15 protein-coding genes are annotated in these 14975 nt (G+C 54.8%); 6 read left to right on the forward strand and 9 right to left on the reverse strand.

Translation table 11 applies throughout. The features are described 5' to 3' along the window. Window positions 1-6: 6 nt before the first annotated feature. A complete protein-coding gene (locus KIH26_RS12940) occupies window positions 7-2022 on the forward strand; it encodes a dynamin family protein (RefSeq protein ID WP_349627876.1) in 2016 nt (671 codons plus the stop codon). After that, window positions 2022-3077 (forward strand): A/G-specific adenine glycosylase, encoded by a 1056-nt coding sequence (gene mutY, locus KIH26_RS12945; RefSeq protein ID WP_213445824.1) that lies wholly within the window; start codon window positions 2022-2024, stop codon window positions 3075-3077. Before KIH26_RS12940 ends, mutY begins: the two co-directional genes overlap by 1 nt. Before the next feature lie 68 nt (window positions 3078-3145). Here the strand turns inward: mutY and KIH26_RS12950 are convergent, their stop codons facing one another. From KIH26_RS12950 to KIH26_RS12965, 4 genes are read right to left on the reverse strand one after another with little or no spacing between them, the layout of a single operon-like run. After that, window positions 3146-3979 carry a ferritin-like domain-containing protein gene (locus KIH26_RS12950; RefSeq protein WP_213445825.1) on the reverse strand — a complete coding sequence of 278 codons (834 nt, stop codon included), beginning with the start codon at window positions 3977-3979 and terminating at the stop codon, window positions 3146-3148. A 25-nt stretch (window positions 3980-4004) separates the two neighbouring features. Next, window positions 4005-5798, reverse strand: a complete 1794-nt coding sequence (locus KIH26_RS12955) for a sensor domain-containing diguanylate cyclase (RefSeq protein ID WP_213445826.1) — start codon at window positions 5796-5798, stop codon at window positions 4005-4007. After that, window positions 5795-7165, reverse strand: coding sequence for an oxygenase MpaB family protein (locus tag KIH26_RS12960; protein WP_213445827.1), 1371 nt, complete (start codon window positions 7163-7165; stop codon window positions 5795-5797). Before KIH26_RS12960 ends, KIH26_RS12955 begins: the two co-directional genes overlap by 4 nt. Next, window positions 7162-7968 carry a carotenoid biosynthesis protein gene (locus KIH26_RS12965; protein ID WP_213445828.1) on the reverse strand — a complete coding sequence of 269 codons (807 nt, stop codon included), beginning with the start codon at window positions 7966-7968 and terminating at the stop codon, window positions 7162-7164. Before KIH26_RS12965 ends, KIH26_RS12960 begins: the two co-directional genes overlap by 4 nt. Window positions 7969-8165: 197 nt before the next feature. Between KIH26_RS12965 and KIH26_RS12970 the strand changes: the two genes are divergently transcribed. The 4 genes from KIH26_RS12970 to hslO are packed head-to-tail and all read left to right on the forward strand — an operon-like array spanning window position 8166 to window position 10334. After that, window positions 8166-8390 carry an AbrB/MazE/SpoVT family DNA-binding domain-containing protein gene (locus KIH26_RS12970; RefSeq protein ID WP_213445829.1) on the forward strand — a complete coding sequence of 75 codons (225 nt, stop codon included), beginning with the start codon at window positions 8166-8168 and terminating at the stop codon, window positions 8388-8390. Between the two features lie 9 nt (window positions 8391-8399). Next, complete coding sequence (locus tag KIH26_RS12975; RefSeq protein WP_349627877.1) at window positions 8400-8795, forward strand: type II toxin-antitoxin system death-on-curing family toxin; 396 nt, start codon at window positions 8400-8402, stop codon at window positions 8793-8795. Window positions 8796-8814: 19 nt separating this feature from the next. Beyond that, entirely contained in the window at window positions 8815-9339 is a 525-nt protein-coding gene (locus KIH26_RS12980; RefSeq protein WP_213445830.1) for a gamma carbonic anhydrase family protein, read from the forward strand. A gap of 32 nt (window positions 9340-9371) precedes the next feature. Then, window positions 9372-10334 carry an Hsp33 family molecular chaperone HslO gene (gene hslO / locus KIH26_RS12985; RefSeq protein ID WP_213445831.1) on the forward strand — a complete coding sequence of 321 codons (963 nt, stop codon included), beginning with the start codon at window positions 9372-9374 and terminating at the stop codon, window positions 10332-10334. 4 nt (window positions 10335-10338) lie between these two features. Here the strand turns inward: hslO and KIH26_RS12990 are convergent, their stop codons facing one another. Genes KIH26_RS12990 through KIH26_RS13010 form a run of 5 tightly spaced genes read right to left on the reverse strand, consistent with a single transcriptional unit; the run spans window position 10339 to window position 14973 of the window. Further along, entirely contained in the window at window positions 10339-10737 is a 399-nt protein-coding gene (locus tag KIH26_RS12990; RefSeq protein ID WP_213445832.1) for a hypothetical protein, read from the reverse strand. Between the two features lie 53 nt (window positions 10738-10790). Then, window positions 10791-11465: an AAA family ATPase gene (locus KIH26_RS12995; protein ID WP_213445834.1), complete on the reverse strand. Its 675-nt coding sequence runs from the start codon at window positions 11463-11465 to the stop codon at window positions 10791-10793. Between the two features lie 10 nt (window positions 11466-11475). Then, complete coding sequence (gene pnuC / locus KIH26_RS13000; protein WP_213445836.1) at window positions 11476-12090, reverse strand: nicotinamide riboside transporter PnuC; 615 nt, start codon at window positions 12088-12090, stop codon at window positions 11476-11478. Window positions 12091-12097: 7 nt separating this feature from the next. Next, window positions 12098-13501 (reverse strand): glutamine synthetase family protein, encoded by a 1404-nt coding sequence (locus KIH26_RS13005; RefSeq protein WP_213445838.1) that lies wholly within the window; start codon window positions 13499-13501, stop codon window positions 12098-12100. After that, window positions 13498-14973, reverse strand: a complete 1476-nt coding sequence (locus KIH26_RS13010) for a Rieske 2Fe-2S domain-containing protein (RefSeq protein ID WP_213445840.1) — start codon at window positions 14971-14973, stop codon at window positions 13498-13500. Before KIH26_RS13010 ends, KIH26_RS13005 begins: the two co-directional genes overlap by 4 nt. Window positions 14974-14975 lie beyond the last annotated feature (2 nt).

The following is a 14975-nucleotide window of genomic DNA, read 5'->3' on the forward strand; positions in this document are numbered from 1 at the left end:
TATCCCGTGAACGCAGCTACCAGCACTTTGCCCGCTAACCAAGTTTCTTTCATAGATCAATTCGATTCGCATGGCGCATGGCGAAGAGAGTTTGCTGCTCGTTTGAAGCAATTGGCCGACTGGCTGGGTAATTATGAGCTGATGGATGCTTCGATTGCAGAGCGCATGCAGCAGCTGGAAGCGCAGATGCGCTCCGATAAAGTGATGGTGGCCTTCGTGGCTGAATTCTCGCGCGGCAAATCTGAGCTGATCAATGCCATCTTCTTTGCCACTTATGGCCGCCGCATCATGCCCGCCAGTGCTGGCCGCACAACCATGTGCCCCACCGAGCTGGGCTGGGACGGCGATGTACCGCCATGTCTGCGCTTATTGCCTATTGAGACGCGTCTGCAATCGCAATCGCTGATGGAGTGGCGGCATGCGCCTGAGAAATGGACGCGTATCGATCTGGATGTGAACGATCCTGATCAGTTGGCAACAGCCTTTGAAAAAGTTTCTGAGGTCGTCAAGGTCAGTAAAGATGAAGCGAAAGCACTGGGCTTTTGGCATGATGAAACACCCGACGACAACCCACGCCAAGATACCCAGGGCAATGTGGAAGTACCGCGCTGGCGCCATGCGCTGATCAATATCGCGCATCCTCTGCTCAAGCAAGGCTTGGTGATTCTTGATACTCCTGGCTTGAATGCGATTGGTGCAGAGCCCGAGCTGACTGTGAGCTTGATTCCGCAAGCGCATGCCGTGGTGTTTATCTTGGCCGCTGACACGGGCGTCACCAAATCTGATCTCTCCATCTGGAAAGAGCATCTGATCACGGAAGACACGGATTACTCTTCTCGCCTCGTTGTGCTCAACAAGATTGATACGCTTTGGGATGCGCTTTCCACGCCTGAGCAAATCCGTGCTGCAGTAGATCGCCAACGGCGCACCTCTGCCGATATTCTTGGTCTGCCAGAGAATCAGGTGATCCCCGTGTCCGCGCAAAAAGGCTTGGTGGCCAAGGTGATGGCCGATGATGCGTTGTTGCGCGCCAGCCAATTGCCACAGCTTGAAGTGGCCTTGTCTGAAGGCATGATGGGGCAGCGTAAGAAAATTTTGCAATCAGCGGTAGCGAGCAGCATTGGCGAGCTGCGCACAGAAATTTCGCGTGTCATTAGCATCCGTCGTCGCGATTTGCATGAACAGATGATGGAGTTGCGCGGCCTGCGTGGCAAGAATGCCAATGTGATCAAACATATGCGCAGCCGCATTGAGACGGAACAGGCTGAATTCGATGCCAGCGGGCAGCGTATTCATGCTGTGCGCTCAGTGCATTTGAAATTGCTGCGCGAAGTATTTACCGCTTTGGGTACATCCACGTTGCGCGCTGAGTTACGCCAACTCAACGATGCCTTGCGTCAGCCCGGTATCAAATTGGGTGCGCGCAAGGCCTATGCGCAAACCTTCGACCGCCTGCGTGATATTTTTGTTCATACCAAGCAGCTCAACGGTGAAATCCACAATATGCTGGCCACCAGTTTCCGCCAGCTCAATGCGGAGTTCGGTTTTTCCTTGCAAACACCGCGCGAGCCAGAACTCGCTCGGTATCAAAACGATTTGGAAGCCGTGGAGCGCAGCCATGCGCAGTATCTTGGTTTAGGCAATGCTTTTCGCTTGGCTCAGCCAGAATTTGCAGACCGCCTCGTACGCGCTTTGGCGACGCGCCTGCGCGTGATTTTTGAGTCTGCTCTAGGTGAGGTTGAGCTGTGGAATAAGTCTGCTGCCTCGCAACTTGATGCGCAATTGCGCGAGCGCCGCAAGAACTTTGCTAAGCGCTTGGAGGCGATTGAGCGGATCCAAAATGCTGCTGTCACCTTGGATGAGAGAATCATTGAGCTGGATTCGCAAGATGCCCAATCCGTGCAGCTGGATACCAAGCTGGTCAAAATCACTGATCTTCTGATGGAAGCACCAGACTTACCGGGAGACGGTAACGAGGACGCGATTTCACAGTTTCCCGATACGGCGGTGGCTGCTCTGTGATGGCTCGGGCCAGCGCAGACAAGACTTTTTCTGCACAACTTCTGGCTTGGCACAAAGTGCATGGCCGCACCGGCCTGCCTTGGCAAAATACACGTGATCCCTATCGCGTGTGGCTCAGCGAAATCATGCTGCAGCAAACACAGGTGATCACCGTCATAGACTATTACGCGCGCTTTCTACAGCGCTTTCCTACGGTCGCTGACTTGGCTGCGGCTCCATTAGATGATGTGCTCGCATTGTGGGCAGGCCTTGGATACTACTCTCGCGCTCGCAATTTACACGCCTGCGCACAAGCAGTGGTGAGCCAGCACGCAGGCGAATTTCCACGCAGTGCCCAGTTGCTTCAAACTCTGCCTGGTATTGGGCCTTCAACTGCGGCAGCAATCGCATCTTTTTGCTTTGCGCAACGCGTGGCCATTCTGGATGGCAATGTGAAACGGGTGCTGACGCGGTTGCTGGGCTTTGACAAAGATTTGGCCATTGCAAAGCACGAGCGCGAGCTGCTGGATATTGCTAACGATATGCTTCCCGAGCGAGATCTGGCCAATAAAATGCCACGCTACACCCAAGCCATCATGGATTTAGGTGCCACAGTGTGCACGCCGCGCCAGCCTGCCTGTGCTTCTTGCCCGATGAGCCAGGAATGTGTGGCATCAGTGCAGGGCAAAACCCAATATTTCCCAGTCAAAACCAAAAAACTCAAGCGCAGCAGTCAATCACTGTGGCTGCTTTGGGCGCAGCGTAAAGATGGCTCAGTGTTGCTGCAAAAACGCCCCACACCTGGCGTGTGGGCTGGCCTGCATTGCCTGCCTTTGTTTGATAGTTTGGAGACGCTGGAAGCGAGTCTATCGGCGAATCAGCGGCTTGAACTCAAGGCATTGCCTGCTTTTGTGCACGTACTCACCCATAAGGATTTGCATTTGCATGTGATGATTTTAGAGAAGGCTTCTTTGCTGCCAGAGTTGGGGCAGTGGGTGGCTGATTGGCGCGCTGTGGGATTACCCGCGCCAGTGAAAAAGCTATTGTCAGAATCGTTTGCTCAAGAAAATGGCTAGGCGTCGATTCAGTCGTGATAATTTTTAAACAAAAACACACTTAGCCGGCGTGTTGTCTGCGCAGAGTGCTATGAATTTAAGAGTATTTCAGAAATCTCTGCGTCTGTAAATCCAGCCAAACGGCGCGCCTCTTCGTTGATCGGCGCTCGTACGCGTGGGGCCGCATGCTGCTCGCATAGCTTACGAAAGTGAGCCACGGGCTCCAGCCCATCGCGCTCACACAACCAACGATACCAGTGGTTGCCAATCGCCACATGGCCGACCTCATCGCGCAAAATGAGGTCCAAAATTTCGATCAACTTCAGGGCGTCTGGTGTGCCCACTTTACGAAGCTTGGCTTGCATTGGTGGTGTGGCATCGAGCCCGCGCGCTTCCAGCGTGCGCGGCACGAGTGCCATACGAGCCACGATATCACCTTGCGTGCGCTCCACCATATCCCACAGGCCAGTATGCGCAGGGAAATCACCATAGTCATACCCCATGCTTCTGAGTTGAGCGCGCAGCAAGGCGAAATGATGCGCCTCTTCAGCAGCAACGCGTAGCCAGTCCACGTAATACTGCGCTGGCATGCTGGGAAAGCGCCACACGGCATCGAGGGCGAGATTGATGGCGTTGAATTCGATATGGCAGACGGAATGAGCGAGGCCCGCTAAACCGCGCGGCGTGTGAATGGAGCGCTGGGGCACATCCAGATGCTGCATCAAGACAGGTTTTTCTGGCTGACCAGGAAGCTCTCCATCAGGTTCAAGCGCTTCACTGAAATCTTCATTTGCTATCAAAAACGAAGCACTCTGCGCAGATAATTCGCCGGCGAGATGCACTTTTTGATCTAGGTGGCGACATTGCAATACACGTAGAGCATCTGCTCTCAAAGTATTGACCTTGAGCTTGGGATCGGTCATGTACTGATGCGAAACCAGCGAACTATCAATCAGGGCGGCTACCCGGAACGCTTGCGCTGGACCGTGGATCGGACAAATGCACAATCGCTTTCTTGGGATCGCGCGCCAAGCCATTCATTGCCTTGACCAAAGGCGCCAGCACATCGTTCACATCCAAACTGTCACTTAACTCTGGGATGGAGTCGTTGAATTGCAGCAGCGAAGCGACGACCTTCAAGCGAAGAGGTTTGTTGCTGCGGCTGTCGGCAGGCTCGGTTAAGCCTCGTGCAATGATTTTTTGTGCAAGATCGGTAGCGTTCGATAGGTTCATCGGGCTTTCGATCAAGGCCGCGAATTGCGTGTTATCAACGCGGCAAACGGTATCCATATCACTGAGTGCACCGACAATGCGTGAAGCGGCCACCACGAGCGCGCGATCACCCATGGTGCGTCCCTCTCTACTGACTATCTCGGCGTGGTTGGACAGTTCAATCAACAGCAGTGTGCGTGTTTGGCCGGGGCGGCGGCTGCGTCGCAGCGCATCCATCATTCGAAGAGCGAGCACGGGCGGCATGGCTAAGCCGGTCAAGGGATCGGTTTGATCGATGGCACGCATGCGGGCGCGGTTTTCGTTGAATTCTTTGGCACGCATGTGCAATATGTAGAGCAGCAGGGGAATCTCAATGGCTGAGCCAATCAATACTGCGTATTGGCTCAACCAGTTATCTGCAATCATGCCGGCACTTCTCAAGGCTGGGAAGGGATAACCGAGGTGCACAGGCAAAAAGCCCAAGAAAAGCCAACCACCATAGCGCTCACCGCGCCGCCAAGTCCACAGGCACAGCGTGATGCTCAGTATCACGGAAAGCAAGCCAAACAAATTCAGGATCAGCAAGGTGCTTGGGTTGGTGGAAGCCGTGTAAATCACCGTGAACAGCAAACCAAAACCTACCCAGGCCAAGACAGCTCTGTCGACCCACTTGCTATATCGCGCCAATACACAAGCTTCGCGAACGAACCAGATACCGATGGAAGTCAGCAGCAGCATGAAAATCGCTGGTGCAGCGTTGTTCCAGGCCGCATTGTGGGGCCAAAAATACAAGCCGCCGATGCCAGTGAAAGCCATCTGGAACAAGAGCATGAACGCGACGTAAGCGCTGTAGGCCACAAAAGCGCGGTCTCGATACAAGCCAGCATGCACCAAACCCAAAAACAAAACCAAAAGGCCAAAACCGAGATAGCCACCCAACAAGAGAAAGCTCCAGCGGCGCTGCGTATCCAAGCCATCCTGCGTGAGCAACAGAAGTCGGGGTGCGATGGCAGCAGGCTGGTTTTGTAAGCGAAGCCATACGGTGGCATCCGTTTGAAGATCAACCAAGAATACGGGTGTCTGCTCGGGAGAATCCCAGTTGGCTACAGGGATGTAATCGCCCGCGAGCTGCTCTTTCCACTGGCCAGACGCCGTGCGTTGATAAAGGCTTGCGCGGTTAAAAAATGCTGCAGAACTCAGCTGCAGATACCAACGCTTTTTGGTATCTGCTGCAGCCAGATCAATGCGCATCCAAAGCGCTGATTCAGCCGTTAAAGCAAAGCTGTGGCTCTGGCCAATGGGCTTCATGAGCTCAGGGTTGGCAGCAACCTGCTCAACAGTAGCGCGCCCGCTGTCATCGATCCAGATCTGTGCTTGCCGTGTCACTTCGCGCGAGTCCAGCGATGTGGATTTCGCTTGCGCATGGCTTAGCTGGACGACACCCAAGCACATCATGCATGCTAGGACGCTTAAAAGAGCGCGCAGCAAGCCAGCGAAATGGGTCGATGTGGTGTGTTGAAAACGATTCATGTTTTGTTCCGGGCCATACCGTGCGTCCAGCGAAGTTCCAGGGATTGAAGCCATGCGTGTGCCTTGGGGTCGTGCCTCCACAGAGCAACACTGGCATGTAAGTGCTCAAGCACCTCGCTGGGCAAGGCCAAGGGGCGTGTTTGACTCATAAGCAGCGTCGTCAAGAGATGGTATCCCATGATACGCGTGATCATTCGACTGAGGGAGAACTTGGCTGAGAACAGCCGCCCGAACGCATCGATACAAGTCACTAAGACACGCAAGGCGACAAACACAGTGCGGGTCAACCACGAAGCTTGCTCGGCCAAGCCGATCTCAGCTGCTGTTTGCATGCCGACCAGCCATTGCGTCATGGGCACTGGCAAATGGCGAATGACAGGGATGACGATGCTTTTGGCCATGGCTTGCATCAAAGCCTGCCCCAGCGCTGGGCGCACATCGGGATGAGGTGGCTTCATTCGTGCATAGGCTTGCATCTGCGCGAACGAGCTAGCGGCGGCATCCATGTCATGCGCCATGCGCTCAGATTGGATTCCCAGCACATGCCCCATCACATTCCAGGTATGCAAGTAAGCCTGCTCATCTTCTCGCTTGAGCGCTTGCCCTATCGTGCGCATACCCTGGAGAAACACATAACTGAACGTGAGCAAGGTGTAGGCCAGCTCGGTCTGGTTGCAGGGCAGGCCCTGGCGCTTGCTATTCCAGCCGTGGCGCATCAAGGCATCGTGCATGCTGCGCACGGGTGTGTTGATGTTGGCAGCGGGTGCTGCATGACTCACAGTCTGCGGATTGCCGCGCAAGATCAGATGCCGAATCGTGGCGTGAATCAATCGTACCTTGAGGATTTGCGCCAAGCCATTGCCATCATGTCCCATCAAGCCGCCGCGCATCATCACCGGAAAAATCATCGCGGCAGTGTGGCGGATGCGATGCTCGGTGTGTGCTTCGAGCTGGCCGGCGATATGCAAGACATCGGCCAAATTGGGCAGCACATAACATTCCGGCAAGCTCGCACAAAACAGCAGCGTGCAAGACAAAGGGCCTTCTTCCATGAAGATCGCCTCGGCGCGTTCGATTTTGGCGCGGTCAGCCCAATCAGGCAGTTTGCTGCCCATGCGCAGATAGGCTTGTAGTGTTTGCGCGATATGCGGATCGGTGTCAGCAGGTGGCTTCCAATTCGTCAAGCTGGCATTCTTGCCCCAGGTCATCATCAGGCGATTGACCAGGCCAATGCGAGCCAGTGCCTCTGCATCCAAGCATTCTGCGCCTGCCGGCCACGGGCCGATGATGGCTGCGATGGTGTCATCTGCCAAAGGATCTGCGACAAATGCGCCGCTGTCTGGCGCTGATGGCTTAGCACGCGTCATCGTGATGCTCCATCACGCCATTGCCACCATGCATAAGCTGCAGTAAGAACAGGAATACCCATCGCAAAGAAAGCGATGGCGCGCGTCTCGATCGGGTGCCCCAGCATCATTTGGAAGAGCATGCTCCCTGCATAAATTGCAATGGGGACGAAAGATGCGATCTGGATACGACGAGATGGTGCAGGTGCAGTCTCGCTGCGCATCAGCCATTGCACGAGCAGCACGATCACAAACGCAATCAGCATCCAGCCCGCAAAGCCTTGGAGCGTTTCACCAAACCAACCGCCATCCGTTTTCTGCATGATCCAAGCTTTGAGCACGAAGACGAAATAGGGATCGGCGCCCAAATCAAAAGCCGTGACCAGCATGGCGGCAAGCAGGGCAGCGATCAGGCGCCCAGGCCAAGTGTTGAAGGTGGCCATAGGATCTCTCCAAAGCATAAGCTTGGCCAGCGTTAAACCTACAAAGCAAAGCGCAAACCACATCAAGGGAATGACCAGCGGCACATCGCCCAAGCGGGGGCCGAGCACATCGGTATAGACGTAGCGGCCAAAAAACCAGCCTCGTGAGGAGCCCATCTGCTCGGCAAACCATCCCACAAGCAAACCGACCGCTGCAAAAATACGCGTGCTTCGCAAACCGAACAACTGCGAGCAAGCCCACCAAGCGATCAGGAACTGCGCAATGGAGGCGCCCACCAAAGCCAAACTCAAGCTTGAATAATTCAGAGCAGTGAACCCCAACAGCAGCGTCAGAGGCAGACCTAGCATGGAATAAGTAACCCAAGGACCCAACGACTTCATGATGTTTTACTGTCTCTTTGTGATTTTCGTCACAAGGCAATTGCCAAAAAAGTGGCAATGTAACCAAACGAACGAAATATCGAATTCTATGAGGGAAATATGACTACACCAAGCGAAGTCACCGGGTTTGCAGCGAAGCAAAAATGACTCTTTCCCGAAGTTATAATTAAAGTTATAACTATGACTGGAGTATGGGCATGCAAACCCTAAAAATCACCCAAATCGGTAACTCGCTGGGGGTGATCCTGCCCAAAGAAATCTTGGCGCGGCTCAAGCTAGAGAAGGGCGACCAGATTTTTATGACGGAAGCGCCGGATGGGTATCGTCTTGTGAATACCGATCCTAGCTTTTCCATTCAGATGAAGACGGCGCAAGAGATCATGCGCAAGCGCCGCAATGTGCTGCGCGAGTTGGCCGAATAAGGCGACGACGTGACTGACTGGATTGGTTTGGGTCTAGAGGTGATGCTCGCGCTGCATGATGCGCAATTGGCAGAGCATGGTGGCATCAGCGGTGTGCGAGATATGAGCTTGCTTGACTCAGCTATGGCTGAGCCGCTCAACATGGCAGCTTCTGGTGAGCCGAGCGTGGCCAAGCTGGCCGCTTCATATGCATATGGCATTGCGCGCAATCATCCGTTTTTAGAAGGCAACATACGCACAGCTTGTGTGGCAGCGGAATTGTTCCTCGTACTCAATAGTTTTCGCTTCACGGCGGATAATGTGCAATATGCACTCATCATGCGTGATGTCGCCTCTAAGCAGATCAGCGAAGACGCTTTCGCCGCTTGGATTGAGGCCAACATTGCGCCCAAGGATGAGCACTGATTTTTGAAAGACAACAAATATGGCAATTTACGAACTCGATGGCACAGCGCCCAAACTCGGCAAAGATGTGTGGATCGCAGATTCCGCAGATGTTCTTGGAGCGGTGGAGCTGGCCGATAACGCCAATGTGTGGTTTGGCGCAGTGATTCGCGGCGATACGGCGCATATCAAAATCGGCAAAAACACCAATGTGCAAGATGGCAGTGTGTTGCATGCGGATGAAGGCGTGCCGCTGGAGATTGGAGATGACGTGACGGTTGGCCATCAGGTGATGTTGCATGGCTGCACCATTGGCGATGGCTCGCTGATTGGTATTCAAGCCGTGGTGTTGAATAAAGCAAAAATCGGCAAAGGCTGCATCGTGGGCGCAGGCTCGCTGGTGACGGAAGGCAAAGAGTTTCCAGATTATTCGATGATCATGGGCTCGCCTGCGAAAGTGGTGCGGCAGTTGGATGAAGCCACGGTAGCCAAGCTGGCTTTGAGCGCCAAACATTACGTGATGAATGCTCAGCGCTTTGCCAAAGGACTCAAAAAATTGGCTTGAAGAAGCTGTGCTAAGCCCCAGCTGTAGAAGTTATGTCTGAACTCCACAAATTTATTTTCGATGGTCTGCCCGTGCGTGGCGCCTTGGTGCGCTTGACCGATTCTTGGCAAGAAGTTTTAAAGCGCCGCGCGGCCAACACGCAAACGGGTGCATACGCTACGCCCGTGCGCGAGCTGCTGGGCGAGATGCTAGCTGCTGGCGCGTTGATGCAAAGCAATATCAAGTTCAATGGCGCACTCGTGCTGCAAATCATGGGCGATGGCCCGGTGAAGGTGGCCGTGGCAGAAGTGCAGAGTGATTTGACTTTGCGCGCTACGGCGAGCGTGCAAGGTGAGGTGGGCGAGGGCGCAAGCTTGTCAGAGATGACGAATGTGCTCGGCCAAGGCCGCTGCGCGATCACGCTTGATCCGAAAGACAAGCAACCTGGCCAGCAGCCCTATCAAGGCGTGGTCCCCCTGTATGGCGACAAACGCGAGAAGCTGGAAAAACTGAGCGAAGTGTTGGAGCACTACATGCTGCAATCCGAGCAGCTCGACACCCGCCTCATTCTCGCTGCAGACGACAAAATCGCCGCTGGATTGCTGATTCAGCGCATGCCTTTGGAGGGCGCTGGTAACCTGGGTAAATCCAACGAAGACGATATTGGCCTGGACGAAGCCTTCAACCGCATCGCCATCTTCGCGCAAAGCTTGAAGCGCGAAGAGCTACTGGGCTTGGATGCAGACACCATCTTGCATCGTCTCTTCTGGGAAGAAAAGCTTTTGCGTTTCGAGCCACTTGCTCCGAAGTTCGCTTGCTCATGCTCCCGAGAAAAAGTCTCGAACATGCTGCGCGGCCTTGGTGTGGCTGAAGTGGAAAGCATCTTGACTGAACGCGAAAACATCGAGGTCGGCTGCGATTTCTGTGGTGCGCAATACCGCTTTGATGCGGTGGATGCGGCGCAGATTTTTACGCAGCCGCAGGATCATCCTCCGGGTACATCTAGTGTGCAGTGAGAGATCACTGGCGTGCTTTGTGCTGTATAAAAATCAAAATGACACACCCTATGACCATACAAGCAATCCCTAGCATAGGCTTGTAAGTAGCAAAAGCCAAACTGCCACAAATAAAGCCTGAGCCGCTGTACAAGGAGGTAGATGCTTTGTACTTTGAATGCACTGAAACTACCATAGCAAAGCAAGCGAGCATAAGTCCGAAAATCAATGAACGCTGGATTGCAATCTCGTCATTCATCGACCAAAAATTTATTGGATACACCTCCGTTATTCGCAACTGTGATGGCTTACGTACCAATCCAAGTTTATCCAGCGTATTGACCAGCCATGCTGACCATGAACCACGTATCGACTCAAAGTAAGTAGCAGCCAAGGTGATAACCAAAGCGCAAATGCCCGTCATGAAAGAAATCAGATCTTGCCTAGGATTTACCATAGTAATTATTGGTGCAATATCTAATGCATCAGCTTCAATGAACTAAACAACCGATGCTCGCAATCTGGATCGGAGCATTTCTCGCAGTTCCATTGCCATTTTTTGGAGTTTTTTTGGCTGTTTGCCGGCATAGAATCTGCGCAAAGTGCTATTGAATTTATAGTGTTTGGCAGCTTGCCAAGACGTGAGATGGCGTTTAAAGCGTTGGTTGTGCGTTGGCTGCCACTGCCATAGACCACTTCATAGGCGATGCCTGCGCTTTGCAGCATGCTGCGAATCAAAGCATCGACGGGGCCGCGCACGTGGGGGCCATCGCGTTGGATGCCGTCTGCTTCCCAGGGCATGTCCAGGCCGGTGAGAAGTGTGAGTTCGAAGCTGCGTTGGTAGGTGAGGGCGGCTTCGTGCAGTGAGGTGTCTGCGAAGATGAATTCGCTGTAGACGGCGGTCATGAGGGGGGTGGTGTCGGCGATGACCCAATCAGCTTGTGCGGCGGCGACCTCGATGCGCGATTGCTGGGTGTGGGCAATGTGGGCTTGTTCGTGCGGTAGCGGTGTGCGGCCTTCGCGCTCGCACCATTCGCGCAGGTATTCGCCCACGGCGATGGCGCGTTGCCCGCTAATGCTCAGGTGCGCGGCGAGCTCGCTAGCGAGTTGGCTCTTGCCTGTGCTTTCTGCGCCCAACAATGCAATTATCATGACGCGATCTTTATGCAGAGGCTTTCATGACCTGCAGCCATGCGCGCCAGCCCACTGCGGCCATGAGGGCGAAGAGGGCATAGAGGCCTACGGTGAGCCACAGGCCTTTGTAGGCGAAGAGGCCGATGCTGATGAGATTGACGACGATCCACAGCGGCCAGTTGGCGGTGTATTTTTTGCCGAGGAGATAGGTGGCCACCAAGCTGAGCACGGTGGGCACGGCATCCCACCAAGGCACATCGGAATTCGTGAATTTTGATAAAAATAGGGCGATAGCCGGCATGAATACTGCGCAAAATGCTATTAATTTAATAGTTATTGAATGGGGCAATGATTGAGGCCTCAAGGCCAGCCCGGTGTCGCTCACCCCGCGCAGCCATTGCCACCAGCCCCAGAGCGCGGTGATGGCGAAGAAGATTTGCAACGCGGCTTCTGCATAGAGCTTGGCATCGCCAAAAACGAAGACATACAAAACAGAGCTTAAGAATGCGAGCGGCCAAGCCCAATGGATTTGGCGGATGTTGCAAATCACCATGGCTACCCCGAGCACAGCACCGATCAGCTCAGCCCAACTAGCGGGTAGGCCATAGATAGAGAATGCTGCTGCGTTTAAAAAATCAACCATGCCCAGATTAGAACCGAGAAAAATACTCTCGCCGGATCCAATCGAGTTTGTCTTGCGCTGCATCGTGGCGCGCGATTTCTTGGCGCTTGATTTGCGCATACCAAGTGAGGACTTGTTCGCCGAAGCCTTCGCTCAGGGCGGTATCGGTTTGTAGTGCAGTGAGTGCGTCTTTCAAGCTGGCTGGCAAGGCGGTAGCTTGGTCATCCTCGGCGCGAGGTGGTTGCAATTTGCGTGCAACGCCATCGAGCCCAGCGTGGATTTGGGAAGCGAGGTAGAGGTAGGGGTTGGCAAGCGGTGAGCCGATGCGGTTTTCAATGCGGGTGGCCGAGCTTGCAGAATGTGAATCTGCGTTGATCACGCGAAGCATGGCGCTTCGGCTGTCGATGCCCCAATTGGCTCGTGTGGGGGCGAGGGCGTTGGGGCGGAAGCGTTCGTAGGCATCCAGCGTGGGGTTGGCGAGGGCGCAGATGCCTTGTGCGTGCGCGAGCAGGCCAGCGAGCCAGTGTTGGCCTACTTCAGAGAGTGTTTCGCCAGACGCAGTGAACGTATTACGGCCAGTTTCCAAATCAACGAGAGATTGATGCAAATGCCAGCCGCTGCTCATGATGCCCGGGAAAGGCGGGCGGCACATGAAGCTGGCGTGGTAGCCGGCGCGCTGCAAAGCTTGAGTGGCGGCACTACGAAAGAGCACCATGCTGTCTGCTGCGGCGAGCGCGTCTTGCACTTCGAATACGGCTTCCACTTGGGATGGACCGAATTCCACTTCGAGCGAGGTGAGCGGTAAGCCGAGGGCAGCGCAAGTCTTGCGCACGATCTGCAAGGGCTCGTCGGCGCGGTCTAGCCAACGCTCGGAAAGCAAGCGATAGCCGGGGTGAATCATGCTGACCGCTGGTGGCAAGCCCGGCCAAGCTGCGAGCTCGGGATCGGTCTGCGGGCGAGCGTTTTCAATTTTGTAGATGTGAAATTCGATCTCTAGGCCGCATCGCATGCCGTAGCTTTTTTCCTCAAGCAGTGACAAGGCCTTTTGCAAGATACTGCGCGAATCTACTGTGAGGGGATGTCCATCGCTGCCGATCATCTGGGCTTGCAGCCAACCAGTTTTCTCAGCCCATGGCAACTGGCGAAAGCTCTCAGGGATGGGCTTCACCATGAAGTTACTTGCTTGCGCGAATTCAGCCAACATGGGCAGATGCGCCAAGCCATCGGGCTCAAACACTTTGAAGGCGGTGCGATCACTCGTGTCTTTGAGCGCTTGTGTGCCGACCATGCCTATGCCGTCTTTCAAAGCGCTGGGTAAAGCTCGCGGCAAGATGCTTTTGGCTCGCAACTCGCCATGCGTGTCGCACCATGCGATACGCACTTGTTCGATGCCTGATTCAGAAACGAGGCGCTGGATTTGGTCGGCGTTCATTGCTTGATCCAACTGGCCTTTCTGCGCTTTTCTGCAACGCGTTCTTTCCACCAGTCTTCCCAAGAAGCAGTAGGCGCAAAACCATCAACTGTGCTGGGTGGCTCTTTCAAAGAGAGTGCAGCGGGCAGAGGCGGTGGCGCTTGCCCGGCTGCTGCTGCATCCTGCGCGCGCTGCAGCCAGCGACGATAGAGCACGATGATTTTGTCGCTTGTGGCCAGATGCTCGCGCGTGCGATCCTGCAAACCGCCCATGCTCTCCACAGCCCACTGATCATGCACATTGATATCTTCCTCGCCCATGCCGAGGAAGGTGCGCGTAGCCTGCTCCTCGGGCGAGAAGCCCCAAGCGTTGTGTGCCCCGGCTTTGGGGATGTAGTGCGGCAGGGTGGTGTAGGGCAGGCGCTGCGCGCGCATGGCGGCTTGATCAATCGGAGCATCAAAGCTGGTGAACACGCTAAACCAATAGGTGTGTCCATCGTCCACGGGCAAATGCCATTGCGTGATCGTGAGTGTCTCGGAGAGCGGGATCACGAAGATATGCGGAAAGATCGCTTGCGTCATGCGCACATGCGTCGTCTGCTCGCTCAATGCGCGCAGTGCGGTGATGCGAATGCCTTGAAGCGTGTCGCTTTGCACAGCTTGCGCAGCGAGCTTCGGCCGATGCAGCTCGCGCATCACCCGCGTCATCGGCCAGCGCTCGCCCGCCACATCGCCCGCAGCAGCGCTTCGAAACTGCTTACCGCCTGCATTGCTGCCCGTCTCTTGCAAATCAGCATCTTGCAAGAAGCGATGTAGGAAAGACGGGTGCGCTGGATCCATGCCCACCTCGAAGCACTGCAGCCAATTCGCATGCCAGAGGCCTTTGAAAGCGAAGCTGTGGGAGGCAGGCGCTGCAAAGCAATCGAGATCCGGCATGGGTTCAGGTTCTGCATCTCCGAACCACGCCCACACCACACCAGCCTTCTCCTGCACAGGGTAATTGCGCTGCTTGATGTGTTGGCACATCGTTGAGCCCTCAGGCTCGGCGGGCGTGTCGATACACTGGCCAGCTAGTTTCCCGCTGGTCTGAAACGCCCAGCCGTGGAAGGGGCAGCGAATCGCAGTGTGTACTGATCTCTCTTCTGATTTTTCAAGCAAAACTGGCACTTTGCCGGCATAGATACTGCGCAGAGTGCTATTATTTTGAGAGTAAATGCTTTCGTAGCGGGCAAAAGCTAAATTCGCTCCACGATGCGGGCAATCCCGATCCATGAGTGCCCAAGTGCCATCATGGTTTTTCACCAAGACGAAATCCTTCCCGAGTGCACGCACTGCCTTGATCAAACGCGGATGCTCTCTGCTGCCCATATCCGGTGCAAGCATTGGATCAAACTCTTCCACCAAAGCAATAGGCTGCCAAAAGCGCCGCTGTAGCTGTCCGCCTGGCGTGCCGGGGCCAACTTGGGTGAGGCGAAGATTCTGTTCGTGATTCATGG

The organism is Variovorax sp. PCZ-1 (assembly GCF_018413605.1).
Lineage (GTDB): Bacteria > Pseudomonadota > Gammaproteobacteria > Burkholderiales > Burkholderiaceae_C > JANMDU01.